Source organism: Mycobacterium sp. 5-140-3-2 (assembly GCF_035666375.1).
GTDB lineage: Bacteria > Actinomycetota > Actinomycetes > Mycobacteriales > Mycobacteriaceae > Mycobacterium > Mycobacterium intracellulare.
The window spans coordinates 313,102-328,246 of sequence record NZ_CP142025.1; the positions used below are offsets into that span (position 1 = coordinate 313,102).

Sequence of the window (15,145 nt, forward strand, 5' to 3'; positions counted from 1 at the left end):
CCGCTCACTTCCGTTTCCAGTGCGGGCTTTTGACCGCGTCGAGAGCCTCGGTGACGTAGCGGTCGAGTGGCCGCGGCTTTCCCGATTGTCGTACCCATTGCTGGAAGGCGAAATCCGCCGCCGCGAAGGCCAGTTGGACCAGCAAGCCGGGACGCAGATCGGCGTCGGCGTTGACGCCCATTCGTTCGGCGATGAGTTTGGTCGCCCGGTCCTTGTCGGCGGGCCGGTGCACCGTGACCTTGTCGAGCAGGTCGGGGGCCACCAGCAGGGCTTCGCGCCATTCCTCGGTGTCGGCCTGCTCGAACGAGCGGGTGCGGGTGACGATGGCGTTGATCAGCGCGATGTCGGGTGGTTCGGCGGCCGGGCGGCCTTCGAGGAGGTTGACTATCGCGGCGCCGCCATAGCGCACCGGCGCAAGCAGCAGCTCCTCCTTCGCCGGCACGTGGCGGAAGAAGGTGCGCGGGGAAACGCCTGCGGCCGTGGCGATTTCCTCCGTCGTCACCGCGTCATACCCGCGCTCCACGAACAGCCGGAACGCCGCGCGCCGGATGTCGGCGCGGATCTGCGCGCGCTGCCGATCGCGGAGCGACTCTGGTCGGGTGGGCGAGGTCACCGGAAGCAGCCGATCCCGCCGTCGACGTGGATGGTCTGCCCGGTGATGAACGTCGCGTCACTGCCGAGCAGGAACGCCACCAGCGCGCCCACGTCGGTGCGGACGTCGCCGATGCGCTTCATCGGGACGCGGCCCACGGCCTTCTCGTATTCCTTGGGCGCGAACGACTTCCAGTACTTGACGCCGTCCGACTCGGCGAATGGGCAGATGACGTTGACGCGGATGTTATCGCGTCCCCATTCGAGCGCCGCGACCTTGGACAGCCCGCGGATGCCTTCCTTGGCGGCCGCGTACCCGCCCCACTTGGGCTCGCCGCCGGTACCCGTCCCGGAGCCGAGGTTGACGATCGACCCGCCGCCCTCCCTGACCATCAGCGGGTGCACGGCCTGCATGAGCAGGAAGGTCGCCCGAGGGCCGACGTCGTAGCCGAGCGCGAGGTCTTCGGTGGTGATGTCGACGAACGCCTTGGGCTCGTTGGTGGCGATCGCGTTGTTCACCAGGCCGTGCACGGTACCGAAGGCGTCGATCGCGGCGGTCGCGATCCGCGGCGCACTGTCGGGGTCGCGCAGGTCGGCGACGAGCCGTTCGACCCGTCCGATCGCCCTGAGTTCGGTGGTGGTCGCCTCGAGGGCCTCCTCCTGGATGTCGACCAGCAGCACCGCCGCGCCGCGTTCGAGCAACGCGGTGGCCACGCCCTTGCCGACGCCCTGGGCGGCGCCGGTGACGATCGCGACGTGCCCGCGCATCGAATCGGGGTGGCTGTAGCTCATTCGGCGGGTCCCATCTGTAGCGCCACGCCCCGGTGCAGTTCGTAGGTGCTCCGCGCGCCGTTGGGCAGTTCGATGAACTCCACCGGCGTCCCGTCCGGATCCTTGACGAAAAACATTCGGACACCGCCGATCTCGAAGGGATCCTGGTCGGGGGTGTAACCGGCGGAGACGATGCGGCGATGGGTGTCGTCGAGGTCGGGCACCGACAGCGAGACGTTGTGGATCCCGGTGATGCCCCGTCGCGGTTTGTGTTCGGTCGGCTTGCTGCCGATCGACAGCAGCTCGATCATCAACCCGCCCAGCAGCCCGCCGACGACCCGCCCCTCCTGCTTGCGGGTCGCGTGCAACACCGCATCGAAAGGCTCTCCGGAGATGAGCGTTTCGAAGACCACGTCCATGCCCAGGACGTCGCGGTAGAACGCCAGTGCGCGGTCCATGTCGGTGACGCCGACGACGAGGTGACAGAACGACACGTCGTCGAGGGTCATGGCCTGCCCGCCGCGAGATTCGGGGCCGGGCGGCCGGCGAACAACGGCAGATCGAGGTAGGTCTTGATGCCCGGTTCGGCGGCGCAGACGTCGGGAACGGCGTTGATGCAGTGGTTGGCGGTGACCACGACGCCGGGATTCTTGATCAGCCCTTCGGCGATCGTCTCCGGCTGCAGCCCCTTGAAGGTGAGGCTCACGTCGGGGTCGCCGGTGATGTCGACCTCGAAGCGTTCGCCGCGCCCACCGAAATCCCAGGCGGGATCGAGGTTTTCCTCGCCCATCAGCCAGTTGACCGCCGCGGTGATGACCGGCTCGCCATCGACCAGCGCTTGCCAGCGGAAGCGGCGCGCCGCCACGGTGCCGACGGCGATCGGGAAGGGGCCGTAGTCGATCTCCGCGGTCGCCACGGCGACATCTTGGATGGTCCTGATGTTGGGGTCGATGCGAAAACCCATGTGATCGGCGATCATCCGCACCGACTGCTTGAAGCCCCCGTCGAGCAGTCCGGCCATCGGCCCCTGGGTGGCCTCCTCGGGCGTGCCGCCGAATCCCATGATGTGGCGGACCACGTCGGGTGCGTTGTAGGTGCGGATGTCGGAGAACTCCTCGGCGCGCACGTGCGTGATCGCCGACGACAACGAGGACACCATGAGCGGGAATCGCTCCGTGATGCCCCCGGGGTGAATCCCCGAACCATGCAGCGTGACACCGCTTTCCGCCGCAGCGTCGGCGACGGCCTGGTGGCGCGGGTTGGCCGGGTCGGGGTAGACCCAGCCGACCGGTGTGACGACGTTCTTGCCGGACCGCAGGATCGCGATGACCTCGTCGTCGTTGGGGATCAGCGGGCTGTACATGACGCAGTCGGCGTCCAGCGCCAGCACCTCGTCGGCGCTGGTGGTGGCCGTGACGCCGAGATCCTGGGTGCCGATGATCCGCCCGACGTCGACACCGTTCTTGTCCGCGCTGTGCACCCAGCACCCGACGAGTTCCAGCTGTGGGTGATTGAGGACGCACTGGATCGCCGCCTTACCCACACCGCCGGTCGCCCACTGGATGACACGAAGTTTGGACGGGCTACTCATCATTGACCTCCCGGACTGCGGTGCGCGACCTTTACACATCGGCGAACAAAATGGCAGGCTATGACTTGCTGACAGTGACTGTCAATGGTCGCCTACTTCGGGAAGGGTCTGTTGATGAGCGTCCTCGACGGGAAGATCGCGATCGTGACCGGCACCAGCCGCGGCGTGGGCGTCGGCATCGCCCACGAGCTGCTGCGGGCGGGCGCGACCGTCATCGGCTGCTCGCGTTCGCCGCTCGATGGCCTCCCCGGCATCGAAAAAGACTGGGCGCCGCGCGCTTTCCAGAGGGTCTGCGATCAGGGTGACTATCGGTCGATCGACTCGTTCGTCGCGGACGTCGTGGCCGCCCACGGCCGTGTCGACATCCTGGTGAACAACGCCGGCGGCACCGTTCCGGCGCCGCACGTCGAGAGCATTCCCGAACTGGTGCAACGCATTCAGGGCGCGCCCGCCAGCGACGACGAATACGCGCGCACCGCCCTGTTCCATGCGTTCGCGGTGCAGATGAACCTGATCAGCCCGCTGTGGTTCGCGATCCGCGCCTATCGGCAGATGCAGACCCAGGACGGCGTCGGTTGCATCATCAACATCTCCAGCGGCGCGGGACATCCGGCGGGATCGCCGACGCTGGTCTCCTACGGCGCGGCCAAAAGCGGCCTCAACCACCTCACCCGATCCCTGGCCGAGGAGTGGGGGCCGAAGGTCCGCGTCAACTGCGTGGCGTTGGGCCCGACGATGACGGAAAACTTCCGGTCGTTTGTGCTGCCCAAGGACGATCCGACCGGCGAGAGGTACTTCGCCGCCGTTCCGCTGCGCCGCGCCGGCGAGCCCGCGGAGGTGGGGCGGCTGTGCGTGTTTCTCGCGGGCGGGCAGGCCGACTTCGTCAACGGCACCACCATCGAATGTGACGGCGGGATGCTGCCCGGTGTGCTCTATGACGCGGGGCTGAAGACGATCACCGACCTGTTGTGACCGGCTGGTAGCTGGAACCCTTCTGGGACAACGGGACTCGCGCGATCACCGTCCGCCCCACTGCCGCGGTCGCGGTCACCGCGACCGACCGGCGGCGAGTCGGCTCGTCGCCGATCTGGGCAGACATGCACACAGCGGCGTCAGTCGCGGTCTAATGGGTGGATGGAACTGATGATGCCCACCGACGCGATCTTTCTCCTGGGAGAGTCTCGCGAACATCCCATGCACGTCGGAGGCTTGCAGTTGTTCGAGCCCCCGCCGGGCGCCGGGCGAGGCTTCGCCCGTGAGCTGCACAAGCAACTGACCGCTCAGCGGGAGTTCCAACCCACGTTTCGCAAGCATCCCGCGAAGTTCGTCGGCGGCATCGCGAACCTGGGGTGGTCGTATGACGACGACATCGATGTCGACTATCACGTCCGGCGTTCGGCGCTGCCGTCACCCAAACGGGTCCGCGAACTGCTCGAGCTGACGTCGCGGTGGCACAGCACCCTGCTGGACCGTCATCGCCCGTTGTGGGAGACGCACATCGTCGAAGGCCTCAAGGACGGCCGGTTCGCCATCTACACCAAGGTGCACCATGCACTGATCGACGGCGTCTCGGCGCAGAAGCTGATGCAGCGCGCGCTGTCCACCGACCCCGACGACCCCGAGATCCGCGCCCCGTGGAGCCTGAGCAAACCCAAGCGCAGATCCAGCCCGTCGTCTCGCTTGGGTTCATTGGCCCGTGCGGCGGGATCCCTTGCGGCACTTGCTCCCTCGACGGTAGGACTGGCGCGCGCCGCGCTACTCGAGCAGCAGCTGACGTTGCCGTTCGGCGCGCCAAAGACCATGCTGAACGTCAAGATCGGCGGCGCTCGCCGCTGCGCCGCGCAGTCCTGGTCGCTGGACCGCATCAAAAGCGTGAAGCGGGCCGCCGGCGTCACGGTGAACGACGTCGTCTTGGCGATGTGTTCGGGGGCCCTGCGCTATTACCTCCTCGAGCAGAACGCGCTGCCGGACACGCCGCTGATCGCGATGGTCCCGGTGAGCCTGCGCACCGAGGAAGAGGCCGACGCCGGTGGCAACATGGTCGGAGCCATCCTGTGCAACCTCGCGACCGACACCGACGATCCCGCGCAGCGTCTGCTGACCATCAGCGATTCGATGTGCAGCAACAAGAAGGTCTTCTCGCAGTTGCCGCGGCTTCAGGCGCTGGCGCTGTCCGCCGTCAACACCTCGGCGCTGGCGTTGGCGGCGGTGCCCGGCTGGGTGGCGTCGACGTCGCCGCCTTTCAACATCATCATTTCGAACGTGCCGGGGCCCACGCAGCCGATCTACTACGGGGGAGCGCGGCTCGACGGCAACTATCCGCTGTCCATCGCGCTGGACGGCCAGGCGCTGAACATCACCCTGGCCAGCAACGCCGGCAATCTGGACTTCGGTCTGGTGGGGTGCCGGCGCAGCGTGCCGCACCTGCAGCGCCTGCTCGCGCATCTGGAATCCTCGCTCAAGGATCTGGAACGCGCTGTGGGAGAATAGAAGTCGATGGCAAAGCTGAGCGCGGGTGTGATGCTGTACCGGACCTGCGACGGCGTCGTCGAGGTCTTGCTCGCACACCCGGGTGGGCCGTTCTGGGCCCGCAAGGACGACGGCGCGTGGTCGATCCCGAAAGGCGAGTACGCCGACGGGGAGGATCCCTGGGCGGCCGCGCAGCGCGAGTTCGCCGAGGAGCTGGGGTTGCCGGTGCCGGCCGGGCCGCGTGTCGACCTCGGTCAGCTGAAACAATCCGGCGCCAAGGTGGTGACCGCCTTCGCCGTGCACAGCGACCTCGACATCACCGACGCGCGCAGCAACACGTTCGAACTGGAGTGGCCAAAGGGGTCGGGCACGCTGCGGCAGTTTCCCGAGGTCGATCGGGTGGGCTGGTTCGCGGTGGGGGCGGCGCGCACCAAGCTGCTGAAGGGCCAGCACGGTTTTCTCGACCGCTTGATGGCGGATCCTGCTGTGGCCGGACTATCCGAAGGGACCTGACATGCAGACACTGCGCACACCCGACGAGCGGTTCGACGAGATTCCTGGTTTCCCTTATGCGCCAAGGTATTGCGAACTGCCCGACGATGATGGCGGTGCGCTGCGCGTGGCCTGGATCGAAGACGGACCAGGAGATGCGGATCCGGTTCTCATGCTGCACGGCGAGCCGTCGTGGTCGTACCTGTACCGCAAGATGATTCCGATACTGGTCGCCGACGGTCACCGCGTCGTCTGCCCGGACCTGGTGGGTTTCGGCCGTTCGGACAAGCCGACCCGGCTCGACGACCACAGCTATGCGCGCCACGTCGAATGGATGCGCGCGCTGGCGTTCGATGTCCTCGACCTCCGCAACGTCACCCTGGTCGGTCAGGACTGGGGCGGGCTGATCGGATTGCGGCTCGCCGCAGAGCATCCCGAGCGGTTTGCCCGGATCGTCGTCGCCAACACCGGGCTTCCGAACGGGGACCAGCCGATGGCCGACATCTGGTGGCGCTTCCGGGAGGCCATCACGTCGGCGCCGGCGCTCGACATCGGCGCGTTTGTGCAGGGCGGCTGTCGCCGGCCGATGAGCGATGCCGAACGCGCGGGCTACGACGCGCCGTTTCCCGCTGACGAGTACTGCATCGGCCCCCGGGCCATGCCCGGGCTGGTGCCCACCTCTCCGGACGATCCCGCCGCGGCGGCCAACAAGGCCGCGTGGGCAAAGCTGTCGGTGGGTCCGACGCCGATGCTGGTTGCCTTCAGTGACAGCGACCCCATCACCGGGCCGATGGCCGCGATCTTTCAGCGCGAGATGCGCGGCGCGCAGGGGATCGACCACCCGGTGATCCGCGGCGCCGGACATTTCCTGCAGGAGGATGCCGGCGAAGAACTGGCCCGCCATATTGTGGCGTTCCTGCGCCGCTGAACGGGCGCGGCCCGGCGGATCGGGGGCGGGCACAATGTCAGGATGACGACCGCGCCCACCGAAGCCACCGAATCCCAGGGGCTATTGCTGCAGCTGCTGGACCCCGCCAACCGGGCCGACCCGTATCGGCTGTGCGCGCAGTTCCGCGACCGCGGGCCGTTGCAGCTGCCCGACGCCAACCTGGCGGTCTTCTTGAGCTACCGCGACTGCGACGAGGTGTTGCGGCACCCGTCGTCGAGCAGCGAGAACGCCAACTCGACGGTCGCGAAGCGGCAGGCCGAGGCCGGCACCGCGCCGCCCAGGCAGGGCCCGCCGGGATTTTTGTTCCTCGACCCGCCCGATCACACCCGGCTGCGCAAGCTGGTCAGCAAGGCGTTCGCGCCGAGGGTGGTGAGCGCGCTGCAACCCGACATCCGCTCGCTGGTCGACGGATTGCTCGACCGGGTCGCCGAGAAGGGCCAGTTCGAAGTCGTCGAGGATTTCGCCTATCCCCTGCCGGTCGCGGTCATCTGCCGGTTGCTCGGTGTGCCCCTCGAGGACGAGCCGCAGTTCAGCCGCGCGTCGGCGTTGCTCGCCCAGGCGCTGGACCCGTTTTCGACGATCACCGGCGTGCCGGCGGAAGTCGCCAATGAGCGACAACAGGCCGGTACGTGGCTGCGTGATTACTTCCACGGCCTGATCGACAAGCGCCGGTCACGACCCGGTGAGGACCTGCTGTCGGGGTTGATCGCCGTGGAGGAGTCGGGGGATCAACTGACCGAGGAAGAGATCGTCTCGACCTGCAACCTGCTGCTCATCGCGGGTCACGAGACCACGGTGAACCTCATCGGGAACGCCGTGTTGGCCATGCTGCGCAACCCAGGTCAGTGGGCAGCCCTGGGCGCCGACGCCGACCGAGCGCCCGCGATCGTGGAGGAGACCCTGCGCTACGACCCGCCCGTGCAGCTGGCTGGTCGAATTGCGCTCGCCGACATGGTGATTGGGGGAGTCGAGGTGCCCGCGGGTGATGTCATGATGCTGCTGCTCGCCGGCGCCAACCGTGACCCCGCCGAATACGACCGGCCCGATGTGTTCGATCCGGATCGGAAGAACCTGCGGCACTTGGGATTCGGCCGCGGGGCGCATTACTGCCTGGGTGCGCCGTTGGCCCGGCTGGAGGCCAGCGTGGCGCTGGCGGCGGTCGCCGCGCGTTTCCCGAACGCCCGGTTGGACGGCGAACCGCAGTACAAGACCAACGTCACGCTGCGCGGACTGTCGCGCCTGACGCTCGCGATCTGATCGGCGCTCCCAGGGTTCAGCGCTCCCAGGGAGGGCTTTCGTCCATCTTCCTGTAGTACTTCGCCAGGTGGCTTTTGACCCGATCGACATCGGAGTGCGGCACGTCGATGCCGCCGCGCGCGCCGTCCATGATCGCGCCGGCGGCCATCACCCCGCGCGGCACCGCCTTGAGGGTTCCTCCGATGACGTCGGCGATCAGCAGCTTGTAGCCGGTGAAATTGTCCTTTTTGTCGCCGTCGTACCAGACGTGGGCGTCGCGGTACTTCTGGTTCGGGGCCTCCTCGGCGCCGGCCCACTTGCGGACCCGTTTCTCCGCGGCGCCACCGTCCCATTTCCGGTCGCGGTCGGCCAACGGCAGGTCTTGAAACGCTGTGACTGACATACGGGCCGCGTGCCCGCTTCGGCGGGCGTTAAACGTGTGCATTCGAAGTTATCCACAGTTGGAAGTTCTTCCACAGGTTGGCTTTTGGGTTGAGCTTCGGGTGGGCGGGCGTTGTTTGGGTGGCCGGGTTTTGTCGGTGGTGGTTGTGATGATGTGGTCATGTCGTCGACCGCGTCCGCTGACGCTGTGGTGGTCACTGCGAGTGACCGCCTTGAGGTGCTGTTCGGGGAGTTGGCGGAGTTGGCGGGTCAGCGCAATGCGATTGATGGGCGCATCGTGGAGATCGTGGCCGAGATTGATCGTGAGGGGTTGTGTGGTGTGACCGGGGCGCGCTCGGTGCCGGCGTTGGTGGCCTGGAAGTTGGGCTGTTCGTCGGCCAACGCGCACACGCTGGCCGCGATTGCGGGCAGGCTCGAGGAGTTCCCGCGCTGCACCGCCGGCATGCGGGAGGGTCGGCTGTCGGCCGATCAGGTCGGGGTGATCGCCGCCCGCGCGGGTGAGGGATCCGATGGGCATTATGCGGAGCTGGCCGCGGTGGCGACGGTCAGTCAGTTGCGTACCGCGGTCAAGCTGGAACCGCGACCCGACCCCGGTCCGCGGCCCGAGCCCGAGCCCGAGCCCTCGTTCACCAAGTCCTGCGATGAGTGGGGCAGTTGTTATCGGATCGCGCTGGGCCATCATGATGCGGCGAAGTTCGATGCGGCGCTGGCCGCGCATCGTGAGGCGTTGACCGCGCAGTGGAAACACGATCACGCAAACGGCGCGGGTGCATCCGATCAGCGGCCGCCGTTGCCGAGTACGGTCGATGCGTTGATGCGTCTGGTGGAGGCGGGATGGGACGTCGAGGCGACTCGGCGCCCGCATGGGCAGCACACCACGGTGGTGGCCCACCTCGATGTGGGGCGCCGCGTGGCGGGGCTGCATCTGGGTCCGCTGCTCTCGGATGCCGAGCGCCGCTTGCTGACTTGTGATGCCACCTGTGAGGTGTGGTTTGAACGCGAGGGTGAGGTCATTGGGGCGGGCCGGACCACGCGGGTGATCAATCGGCGGCTGCGCCGCGCGCTGGAGTACCGCGACCGCACCTGTGTGGTGCCCGGTTGTGGGGCCACCCGGGGTTTGCATGCCCATCACCTGTGGCATTGGGAAGACGGTGGGCCCACCGAGTTGGCCAACCTGGTGCTGGTCTGCCCCTATCACCACCGGTTGCATCGGGCGTGTCATTCCATCTGTGTAAGTCCGGGGTGGTCCAAGATCGGACCGCCGTTGGGGCGGACAGAAGGAGTGTTTTGTGACGAAGACCACGCAGTCGTCGGCTGAGGAGAAGTCGGCGGCGCGGCGGCTGGCCGAGACGTTTTCGGCGGAGACGCTGGATTCGCTGATCAAGGATGCGGTGAAGTCGGGCACTCCGATCGACGGCGCGGACGGTTTGCTCAATGAGTTGACTAAGGCGGTGCTGGAGCGCTCGCTGCAGACCGAGATGACTCATCATCTGGGCTATGAGTCCGGGGATCTGGCCGGGCGCGGGTCGGGCAATTCGCGCAACGGGTTCAGCTCGAAGACGGTGTCCACGGTCAACGGTCCAGTGGATATCTCCGTGCCGCGCGACCGCAACGGATCGTTCGAGCCGGCGATCGTGCCCAAGAAGACCCGCCGACTCAATAACATCAATTCCGTTGTGTTGTCGCTGTATTCGCGCGGGATGACCACCCGCGACATTGAAGCCCATCTGCAGGAGGTGTACGGGGCTGCCGTGTCGCGCGAGCTGATCTCTAATGTCACCGACGTCGTGGTCGATGAGATCAAGGCCTGGCAGTCCCGCCCGCTCGATGAGGTCTATCCCATCCTCTACATCGACGGGCTGCGGTTGCGCATCAAGGACAACGGGGTGGTCACGACCAAGGTGGCCTATCTGGCCATCGGGGTGGATCTGGAGGGCCGCAAACACGCCCTGGGGGTCTGGATCCAAGACTCCGAGGGCGCCAAATTCTGGCAGAAAGTCGTCATCGACCTGCGCAACCGCGGGGTGCGCGACATCCTGATCGCCTGCTGCGACGGGCTGACCGGGCTGCCTGATGCGATCCGCTCGACCTTTCCCGACACCGTGGTGCAGACCTGCGTGGTGCACGTCATCCGCAACGCCATGCGCTTCGTGTCCTACAAGGACCGCAAGAAGGTCGCGACCTCGATGCGCGCGATCTATGGCGCGTCGACCACCGAGGCCGCCCCAATATCCTGGGGCAATCGACGTTTGGCGCAACGCCTGGCCAGAGTTCGTGCCGTTCCTGGATTATCCGGTGGAGCTGCGCAAGATCGTTTACACCACCAACGCCATCGAGTCGATCAACTTCCAGCTGCGCAAGATCACCAAAAACCGCGGCCATTTCCCCGACAAGGACGCCGCGATGAAGTTGCTGTATCTCGGATTGCGCAACATCTCCAGCGACAGAGGAGGATTCTCGGGCACCGGAACGTACAACTGGACTGTGGCATTGAACACACTCGCCAGACTGTTCCCGGGACGAATTCCGTTGTGTTAGACTACAATTCGTAGTCAAATCACCTCTGACTTACACAAAATTCGTGACAGGCTCGTTGCATCACCGGGGCGCCATCACCCTCACCGGACCCGCCGACGCCCTGACCGTCACCGACGAGGCCGGCCAAATCCTGAGCCCGGGCTCACTCGCGCACCCACCCACCCGACCCCCGCCCGCGGTGCCACCGTGTCCGGGACCTACCGGTGAGCGGGCCGACTGGTGGTGGTATGACCCCTTCCAACCCCAACCACCACCGACAACCAACTAGCTGGCGGAATCAATCCTCCTACGGGATTGGGGCATCAACGGATTCGTTCGTTCGCGACCACGCCGACGCGCGCACCAATGCGAATCAAGCCCGGTGTTTTGGACAGGATCACCGAATTGGCATGGAGCGTTAACCACGCCCTTGGACAAGGCCACCATCGGCATATCGGCAATGTCCGCCGTGCTAGAGCGAAGTCTTCTTTGCCGAGTCGATTGCCTTGCGCCGCATACACCATTGGCAACGCAGGCTCCGGGCTACGAGTGAATGGGCCATTTTGTGCCATCGCCCGTTTGGTTCGTTCTACCTTGAGGCATGACTACAACCGACCGAGCGGACCAAGCATCATCGGTCCCTACGTCCCGCAAAATTCTTTGCATCGTCTACGGCGCTATCGCGGTCGCCGCGCTCATCGCGACGTGGAGCCAGACAATCACGTACGTTCACAGCCCGACCGACTTTTTCGTTAATTTCTGGCGCGACACCAAAACGACTGCGGCCTCGCGCAATATCACAGCCGACGCCCTGATGCTGGCCCTGAGTGCCGTCATTCTGACGGTGATCGAAGCCAGGAAATACAACCTGCGATTCGTCTGGCTGTACATTGTGGGATCGTTCTTCATCGCCGTCAGCGTGATGTTCCCGCTCTTCCTGATCGCGCGCGAATTGCGCCTGCGCACAGCCGACGTGCCACGCCTTGGCAGGACGGACACAATTCTGCTCGCGGTTGTCGCCGTCTTGACCCTGGCCCTGACTATCAGGATCGACATGGGGTGACCACTTAACGCGACCTTTCACTTGTACGACTGACAGTGGTCTGACGGCACCACGGTGTGGATCTGACCCCAAACTGACGTTGAACAGCCGCCCGGGCACTTGGCTCTTGTGTCCGAAGGTATGCCCGGGGGAGGCAAACTAACCAGTGCCGCAAGGCGTTTCAGATCCGCGGGAAATCGCGGGTCGTGATGGCCGCAGCGTCGCGGAAGAAACCCTCCCTTTCAGCCCGGGCCGAGGCCCGGCACGATCTCGCCGAGGCTGAACGTCACCGGCTGTTCCAGCTGTTCGTAGGTGCACGAGCGCGGGTCGCGGTCCGGACGCCACCGATTGAACTGCGCGGTATGACGAAAGCGCCGACCCTCCATGTGGTCGTAGCGGACCTCGACCACGCGCTCGGGCCGCAGCGGCACGAACGAGAGGTCCTTGCCGGCGTTCCACCGCGAGTATTCGTTTTTGCGGGGCGTTCGCTCGCCGGCCTCGTGGGCGGCCCAGTTCCACGGATGGTCCGCGAAGTCGGTGACGAGCGGCTGCAGTTCGGCGAACAGGCGGCGCCGCTCGGCCATCGGGAAGGCGCCGATGACGCCGACCGAGGCCAGCTGCCCGTCGTCCTGGTAGAGCCCCAGCAGCAGCGACCCGATCGCGTCGGCGCCGGACTTGTGGACCCGATAGCCGGCGACCACACAGTCCGCGGTCCGTTCGTGCTTGATCTTGAACATCACCCGCTTGTCCGGCTGGTAGGTGACGTCCAGGGGCTTGGCGATCACGCCATCGAGGCCGGCGCCCTCGAACTCGTCGAACCATCGCTGCGCGGTGCCCAGATCGGTCGTCGCCGGCGTGACATGGATCGAGCGACCCGATCCGCCCACCGCATCGACCAGGGCCGCCCGCCGCTCGCTGAACGGCCGCCGGGTGTAGTCGTCGCCGCCGAGCGCCAGCAGGTCGAACGCGATGAAGGACGCGGGCGTCGCCTCGGCGAGCATCCGCACCCGCGAGTCGGCCGGATGAATGCGTTGCTGCAGCGCCTCGAAGTCCAGGCCGTGGTCGGTGGCGATGACGATCTCCCCGTCGATCACGCAGCGCTCCGGCAGCTCGGCCCTGACCGCGGCGACCAACTCCGGAAAGTAGCGGGTCATCGGCCGCTCGTTGCGGCTGCCCAGCTCGACGTCGTCGCCGTCGCGGAAACAGATCGACCTGAATCCGTCCCACTTGGGCTCGTACGACGCGTGGGGCGGGATAGCGCGAACCGACTTGGCCAGCATCGGCGACACCGGCGGCATGACAGGGAGGTCCATAGCCTGATTGTGCTGGAATCGGTGGTATGGCTGCTGCAGAAGAGGTCGACGTCGACGGTGTCGCGGTCCGCCTGACCAATCCCGACAAGGTGTATTTCCCCAAGCTGGGATCGCGGGGCACCAAGCGGCACCTGGTCGAGTACTACCGCGCCGTCGCCGGCGGCCCGATGCTCGACACGCTGCGCGACCGGCCCAGCCACCTGCAGCGGTTCCCGGACGGCATCGACGGCGAGGAGATTTATCAGAAGCGGATTCCCCAGCACCAGCCGGACTACTTGGAGACGTGCCAGGTGACGTTCCCGTCGGGGCGGACCGCCGACGCGCTGAAGGTCACCCATCCCGCCGCGATCGTGTGGGCGGCGCAGATGGGCACGATCACCCTGCACCCGTGGCAGGTGCGCTGCCCCGACACCGACCACCCCGACGAGCTGCGCATCGATCTGGATCCGCAGCCCGGCGTCGCATTCGAACAGGCGCGCACCGTCGCGGTCGACGTGTTGCGGCCGCTGCTCGACGAGCTCGGTCTGGTGGGCTACCCGAAGACATCCGGGGGTCGCGGGATCCACGTCTTCCTGCGGATCGCCACCGACTGGGATTTCGTCGAGGTGCGCCGCGCGGGCATCGCGCTGGCCCGTGAAGTGGAGCGCCGTGCGCCCGACGCCGTCACCACCGCATGGTGGAAGGAAGAACGGGGCGAGCGCATCTTCGTCGACTTCAACCAGAACGCCCGGGATCGGACCATGGCGTCGGCCTATTCGGTGCGACGCACGCCGATCGCGACGGTGTCGATGCCGCTGACTTGGGACGAATTGGCAGGTGCCGAGCCGGACGACTACACCATGGCGACCGTGCCCGAGCTGGTCGCGCGCCGGGAAGACCCTTGGGCCGCAATGGATGATGTTGCCCAGTCGATCGCGTCGCTGCTGGAAATGGCCGAGGCCGACGAAGAGCGTGGCTTGGGTGACATGCCGTATCCGCCGAACTATCCGAAGATGCCCGGGGAACCCAAACGCGTTCAGCCCAGCCGGGATACGGATCGCAGGAACGGGAAGAAGTAGCCCGAAATCCGTCACGGGGTCAGTCGGAGGTGATGGGCTACCCGGGTCACGCTGGGCCCGCGCTTACCCCTCTCGTATAGACGAACCACCGGACCATGCGAGCATCTCAAACGGTATCACTCGCCGGCAATGGTTGGACAGGAGCTTTTGCGCCCCAGTGGTTTAGGCGATACAGGACCCAGTCACACGAATTTCTCTACCCGAACTGCCAGGGTTTCGGGGCTGACCGCTTTCAGCGCTCTTTCGCTCAGGCGATCAGTTTACCCCGAACCCGCACAAGCTCAGCAAGAAATTCGCGAAGAGCGTGCGCACGGCCCGAAGGATGCGCACGCCATCGCGTCGCTGAGGTGTCGGTCATGCTCAAAGTGACCGGAGCGGGCCCCAGCGATCGATGTAAACCGTTGGTGCCCAACGACTTCACGTCGCACGACCGCGTTAGCATTGTCACGGCGTCGTCCGAAATACGAGGGGATGTATCGGCTTCGGCTGTGCGAGTAACTGGCACCCAATGCCATTAACGCCGCATTGGTAAGTACAAATGGGCCCTACCTGGTAATGGGTGCCAACGGCGGAAGCACCTGATGGCCGAAGTTCGGCCCTACAACGTGCAGGTGGCGACCGGTGAGCAGTCGACAGTGAGGGGCAGGGTGCAACCCGAGGCCGTCAGTGCGGTGAAGGTGAGGAGAAGGCCGAGAACAACCTTGTATTTCAATC

At 66.1% G+C, this 15,145-nt stretch carries 13 protein-coding genes and 3 pseudogenes; 10 read left to right on the forward strand and 6 right to left on the reverse strand.

Translation table 11 applies throughout. The annotated features are described in order from the left end of the window. Positions 1-4 precede the first annotated feature (4 nt). The 4 genes from P6281_RS01540 to P6281_RS01555 are packed head-to-tail and all read right to left on the reverse strand — an operon-like array spanning position 5 to position 2,953. Positions 5-613 (reverse strand): TetR/AcrR family transcriptional regulator, encoded by a 609-nt coding sequence (locus tag P6281_RS01540; protein ID WP_009956709.1) that lies wholly within the window; start codon positions 611-613, stop codon positions 5-7. Beyond that, complete coding sequence (locus P6281_RS01545; protein ID WP_014381657.1) at positions 610-1,383, reverse strand: SDR family NAD(P)-dependent oxidoreductase; 774 nt, start codon at positions 1,381-1,383, stop codon at positions 610-612. The genes P6281_RS01540 and P6281_RS01545 overlap by 4 nt, the downstream gene beginning before the upstream one ends. Next, positions 1,380-1,871 carry a VOC family protein gene (locus P6281_RS01550; protein WP_014381658.1) on the reverse strand — a complete coding sequence of 164 codons (492 nt, stop codon included), beginning with the start codon at positions 1,869-1,871 and terminating at the stop codon, positions 1,380-1,382. Before P6281_RS01550 ends, P6281_RS01545 begins: the two co-directional genes overlap by 4 nt. Then, complete coding sequence (locus P6281_RS01555; RefSeq protein WP_036458098.1) at positions 1,868-2,953, reverse strand: NAD(P)H-dependent amine dehydrogenase family protein; 1,086 nt, start codon at positions 2,951-2,953, stop codon at positions 1,868-1,870. The genes P6281_RS01550 and P6281_RS01555 overlap by 4 nt, the downstream gene beginning before the upstream one ends. A gap of 114 nt (positions 2,954-3,067) precedes the next feature. Between P6281_RS01555 and P6281_RS01560 the strand changes: the two genes are divergently transcribed. The 5 genes from P6281_RS01560 to P6281_RS01580 all read left to right on the forward strand — a co-directional run bounded on the left by P6281_RS01560 (position 3,068) and on the right by P6281_RS01580 (position 8,120). Beyond that, positions 3,068-3,925 carry an SDR family NAD(P)-dependent oxidoreductase gene (locus P6281_RS01560; protein ID WP_043955575.1) on the forward strand — a complete coding sequence of 286 codons (858 nt, stop codon included), beginning with the start codon at positions 3,068-3,070 and terminating at the stop codon, positions 3,923-3,925. Between the two features lie 162 nt (positions 3,926-4,087). Next, complete coding sequence (locus tag P6281_RS01565) at positions 4,088-5,443, forward strand: WS/DGAT/MGAT family O-acyltransferase (protein ID WP_202349653.1); 1,356 nt, start codon at positions 4,088-4,090, stop codon at positions 5,441-5,443. Between the two features lie 6 nt (positions 5,444-5,449). Further along, positions 5,450-5,935 carry an NUDIX domain-containing protein gene (locus P6281_RS01570; protein ID WP_014381661.1) on the forward strand — a complete coding sequence of 162 codons (486 nt, stop codon included), beginning with the start codon at positions 5,450-5,452 and terminating at the stop codon, positions 5,933-5,935. Between the two features lies 1 nt (position 5,936). After that, positions 5,937-6,842 (forward strand): haloalkane dehalogenase, encoded by a 906-nt coding sequence (locus P6281_RS01575; RefSeq protein ID WP_202349654.1) that lies wholly within the window; start codon positions 5,937-5,939, stop codon positions 6,840-6,842. A 42-nt stretch (positions 6,843-6,884) separates the two neighbouring features. Continuing rightward, the gene (locus P6281_RS01580) at positions 6,885-8,120 is read left to right on the forward strand and encodes a cytochrome P450 (RefSeq protein ID WP_202349655.1); all 1,236 of its coding nucleotides are present in this window, start codon (positions 6,885-6,887) and stop codon (positions 8,118-8,120) included. A 16-nt stretch (positions 8,121-8,136) separates the two neighbouring features. Here the strand turns inward: P6281_RS01580 and P6281_RS01585 are convergent, their stop codons facing one another. After that, on the reverse strand, positions 8,137-8,502 hold the full coding sequence (locus P6281_RS01585; RefSeq protein WP_009956696.1) for a hypothetical protein: 366 nt from the start codon (positions 8,500-8,502) through the stop codon (positions 8,137-8,139). Between the two features lie 159 nt (positions 8,503-8,661). Between P6281_RS01585 and P6281_RS01590 the strand changes: the two are divergent. The 4 genes and pseudogenes from P6281_RS01590 to P6281_RS01605 all read left to right on the forward strand — a co-directional run. After that, a pseudogene (locus P6281_RS01590) lies at positions 8,662-9,711 on the forward strand (DUF222 domain-containing protein); the annotation flags it as partial. Between the two features lie 130 nt (positions 9,712-9,841). Continuing rightward, a pseudogene (locus P6281_RS01595) lies at positions 9,842-11,039 on the forward strand (IS256 family transposase). Positions 11,040-11,097: 58 nt separating this feature from the next. Further along, positions 11,098-11,307, forward strand: a pseudogene (locus P6281_RS01600) (hypothetical protein); the annotation flags it as partial. A gap of 312 nt (positions 11,308-11,619) precedes the next feature. After that, positions 11,620-12,081 (forward strand): DUF2834 domain-containing protein, encoded by a 462-nt coding sequence (locus P6281_RS01605; RefSeq protein ID WP_324738589.1) that lies wholly within the window; start codon positions 11,620-11,622, stop codon positions 12,079-12,081. Positions 12,082-12,302: 221 nt separating this feature from the next. Here the strand turns inward: P6281_RS01605 and P6281_RS01610 are convergent, their stop codons facing one another. Continuing rightward, on the reverse strand, positions 12,303-13,373 hold the full coding sequence (locus P6281_RS01610; RefSeq protein WP_008263203.1) for an ATP-dependent DNA ligase: 1,071 nt from the start codon (positions 13,371-13,373) through the stop codon (positions 12,303-12,305). A 26-nt stretch (positions 13,374-13,399) separates the two neighbouring features. On the opposite strand from P6281_RS01610, the gene ligD reads away from it, so the two are divergent. Continuing rightward, a complete protein-coding gene (gene ligD / locus P6281_RS01615) occupies positions 13,400-14,431 on the forward strand; it encodes a non-homologous end-joining DNA ligase (protein ID WP_324738590.1) in 1,032 nt (343 codons plus the stop codon). The last annotated feature ends 714 nt before the right edge of the window (positions 14,432-15,145 follow it).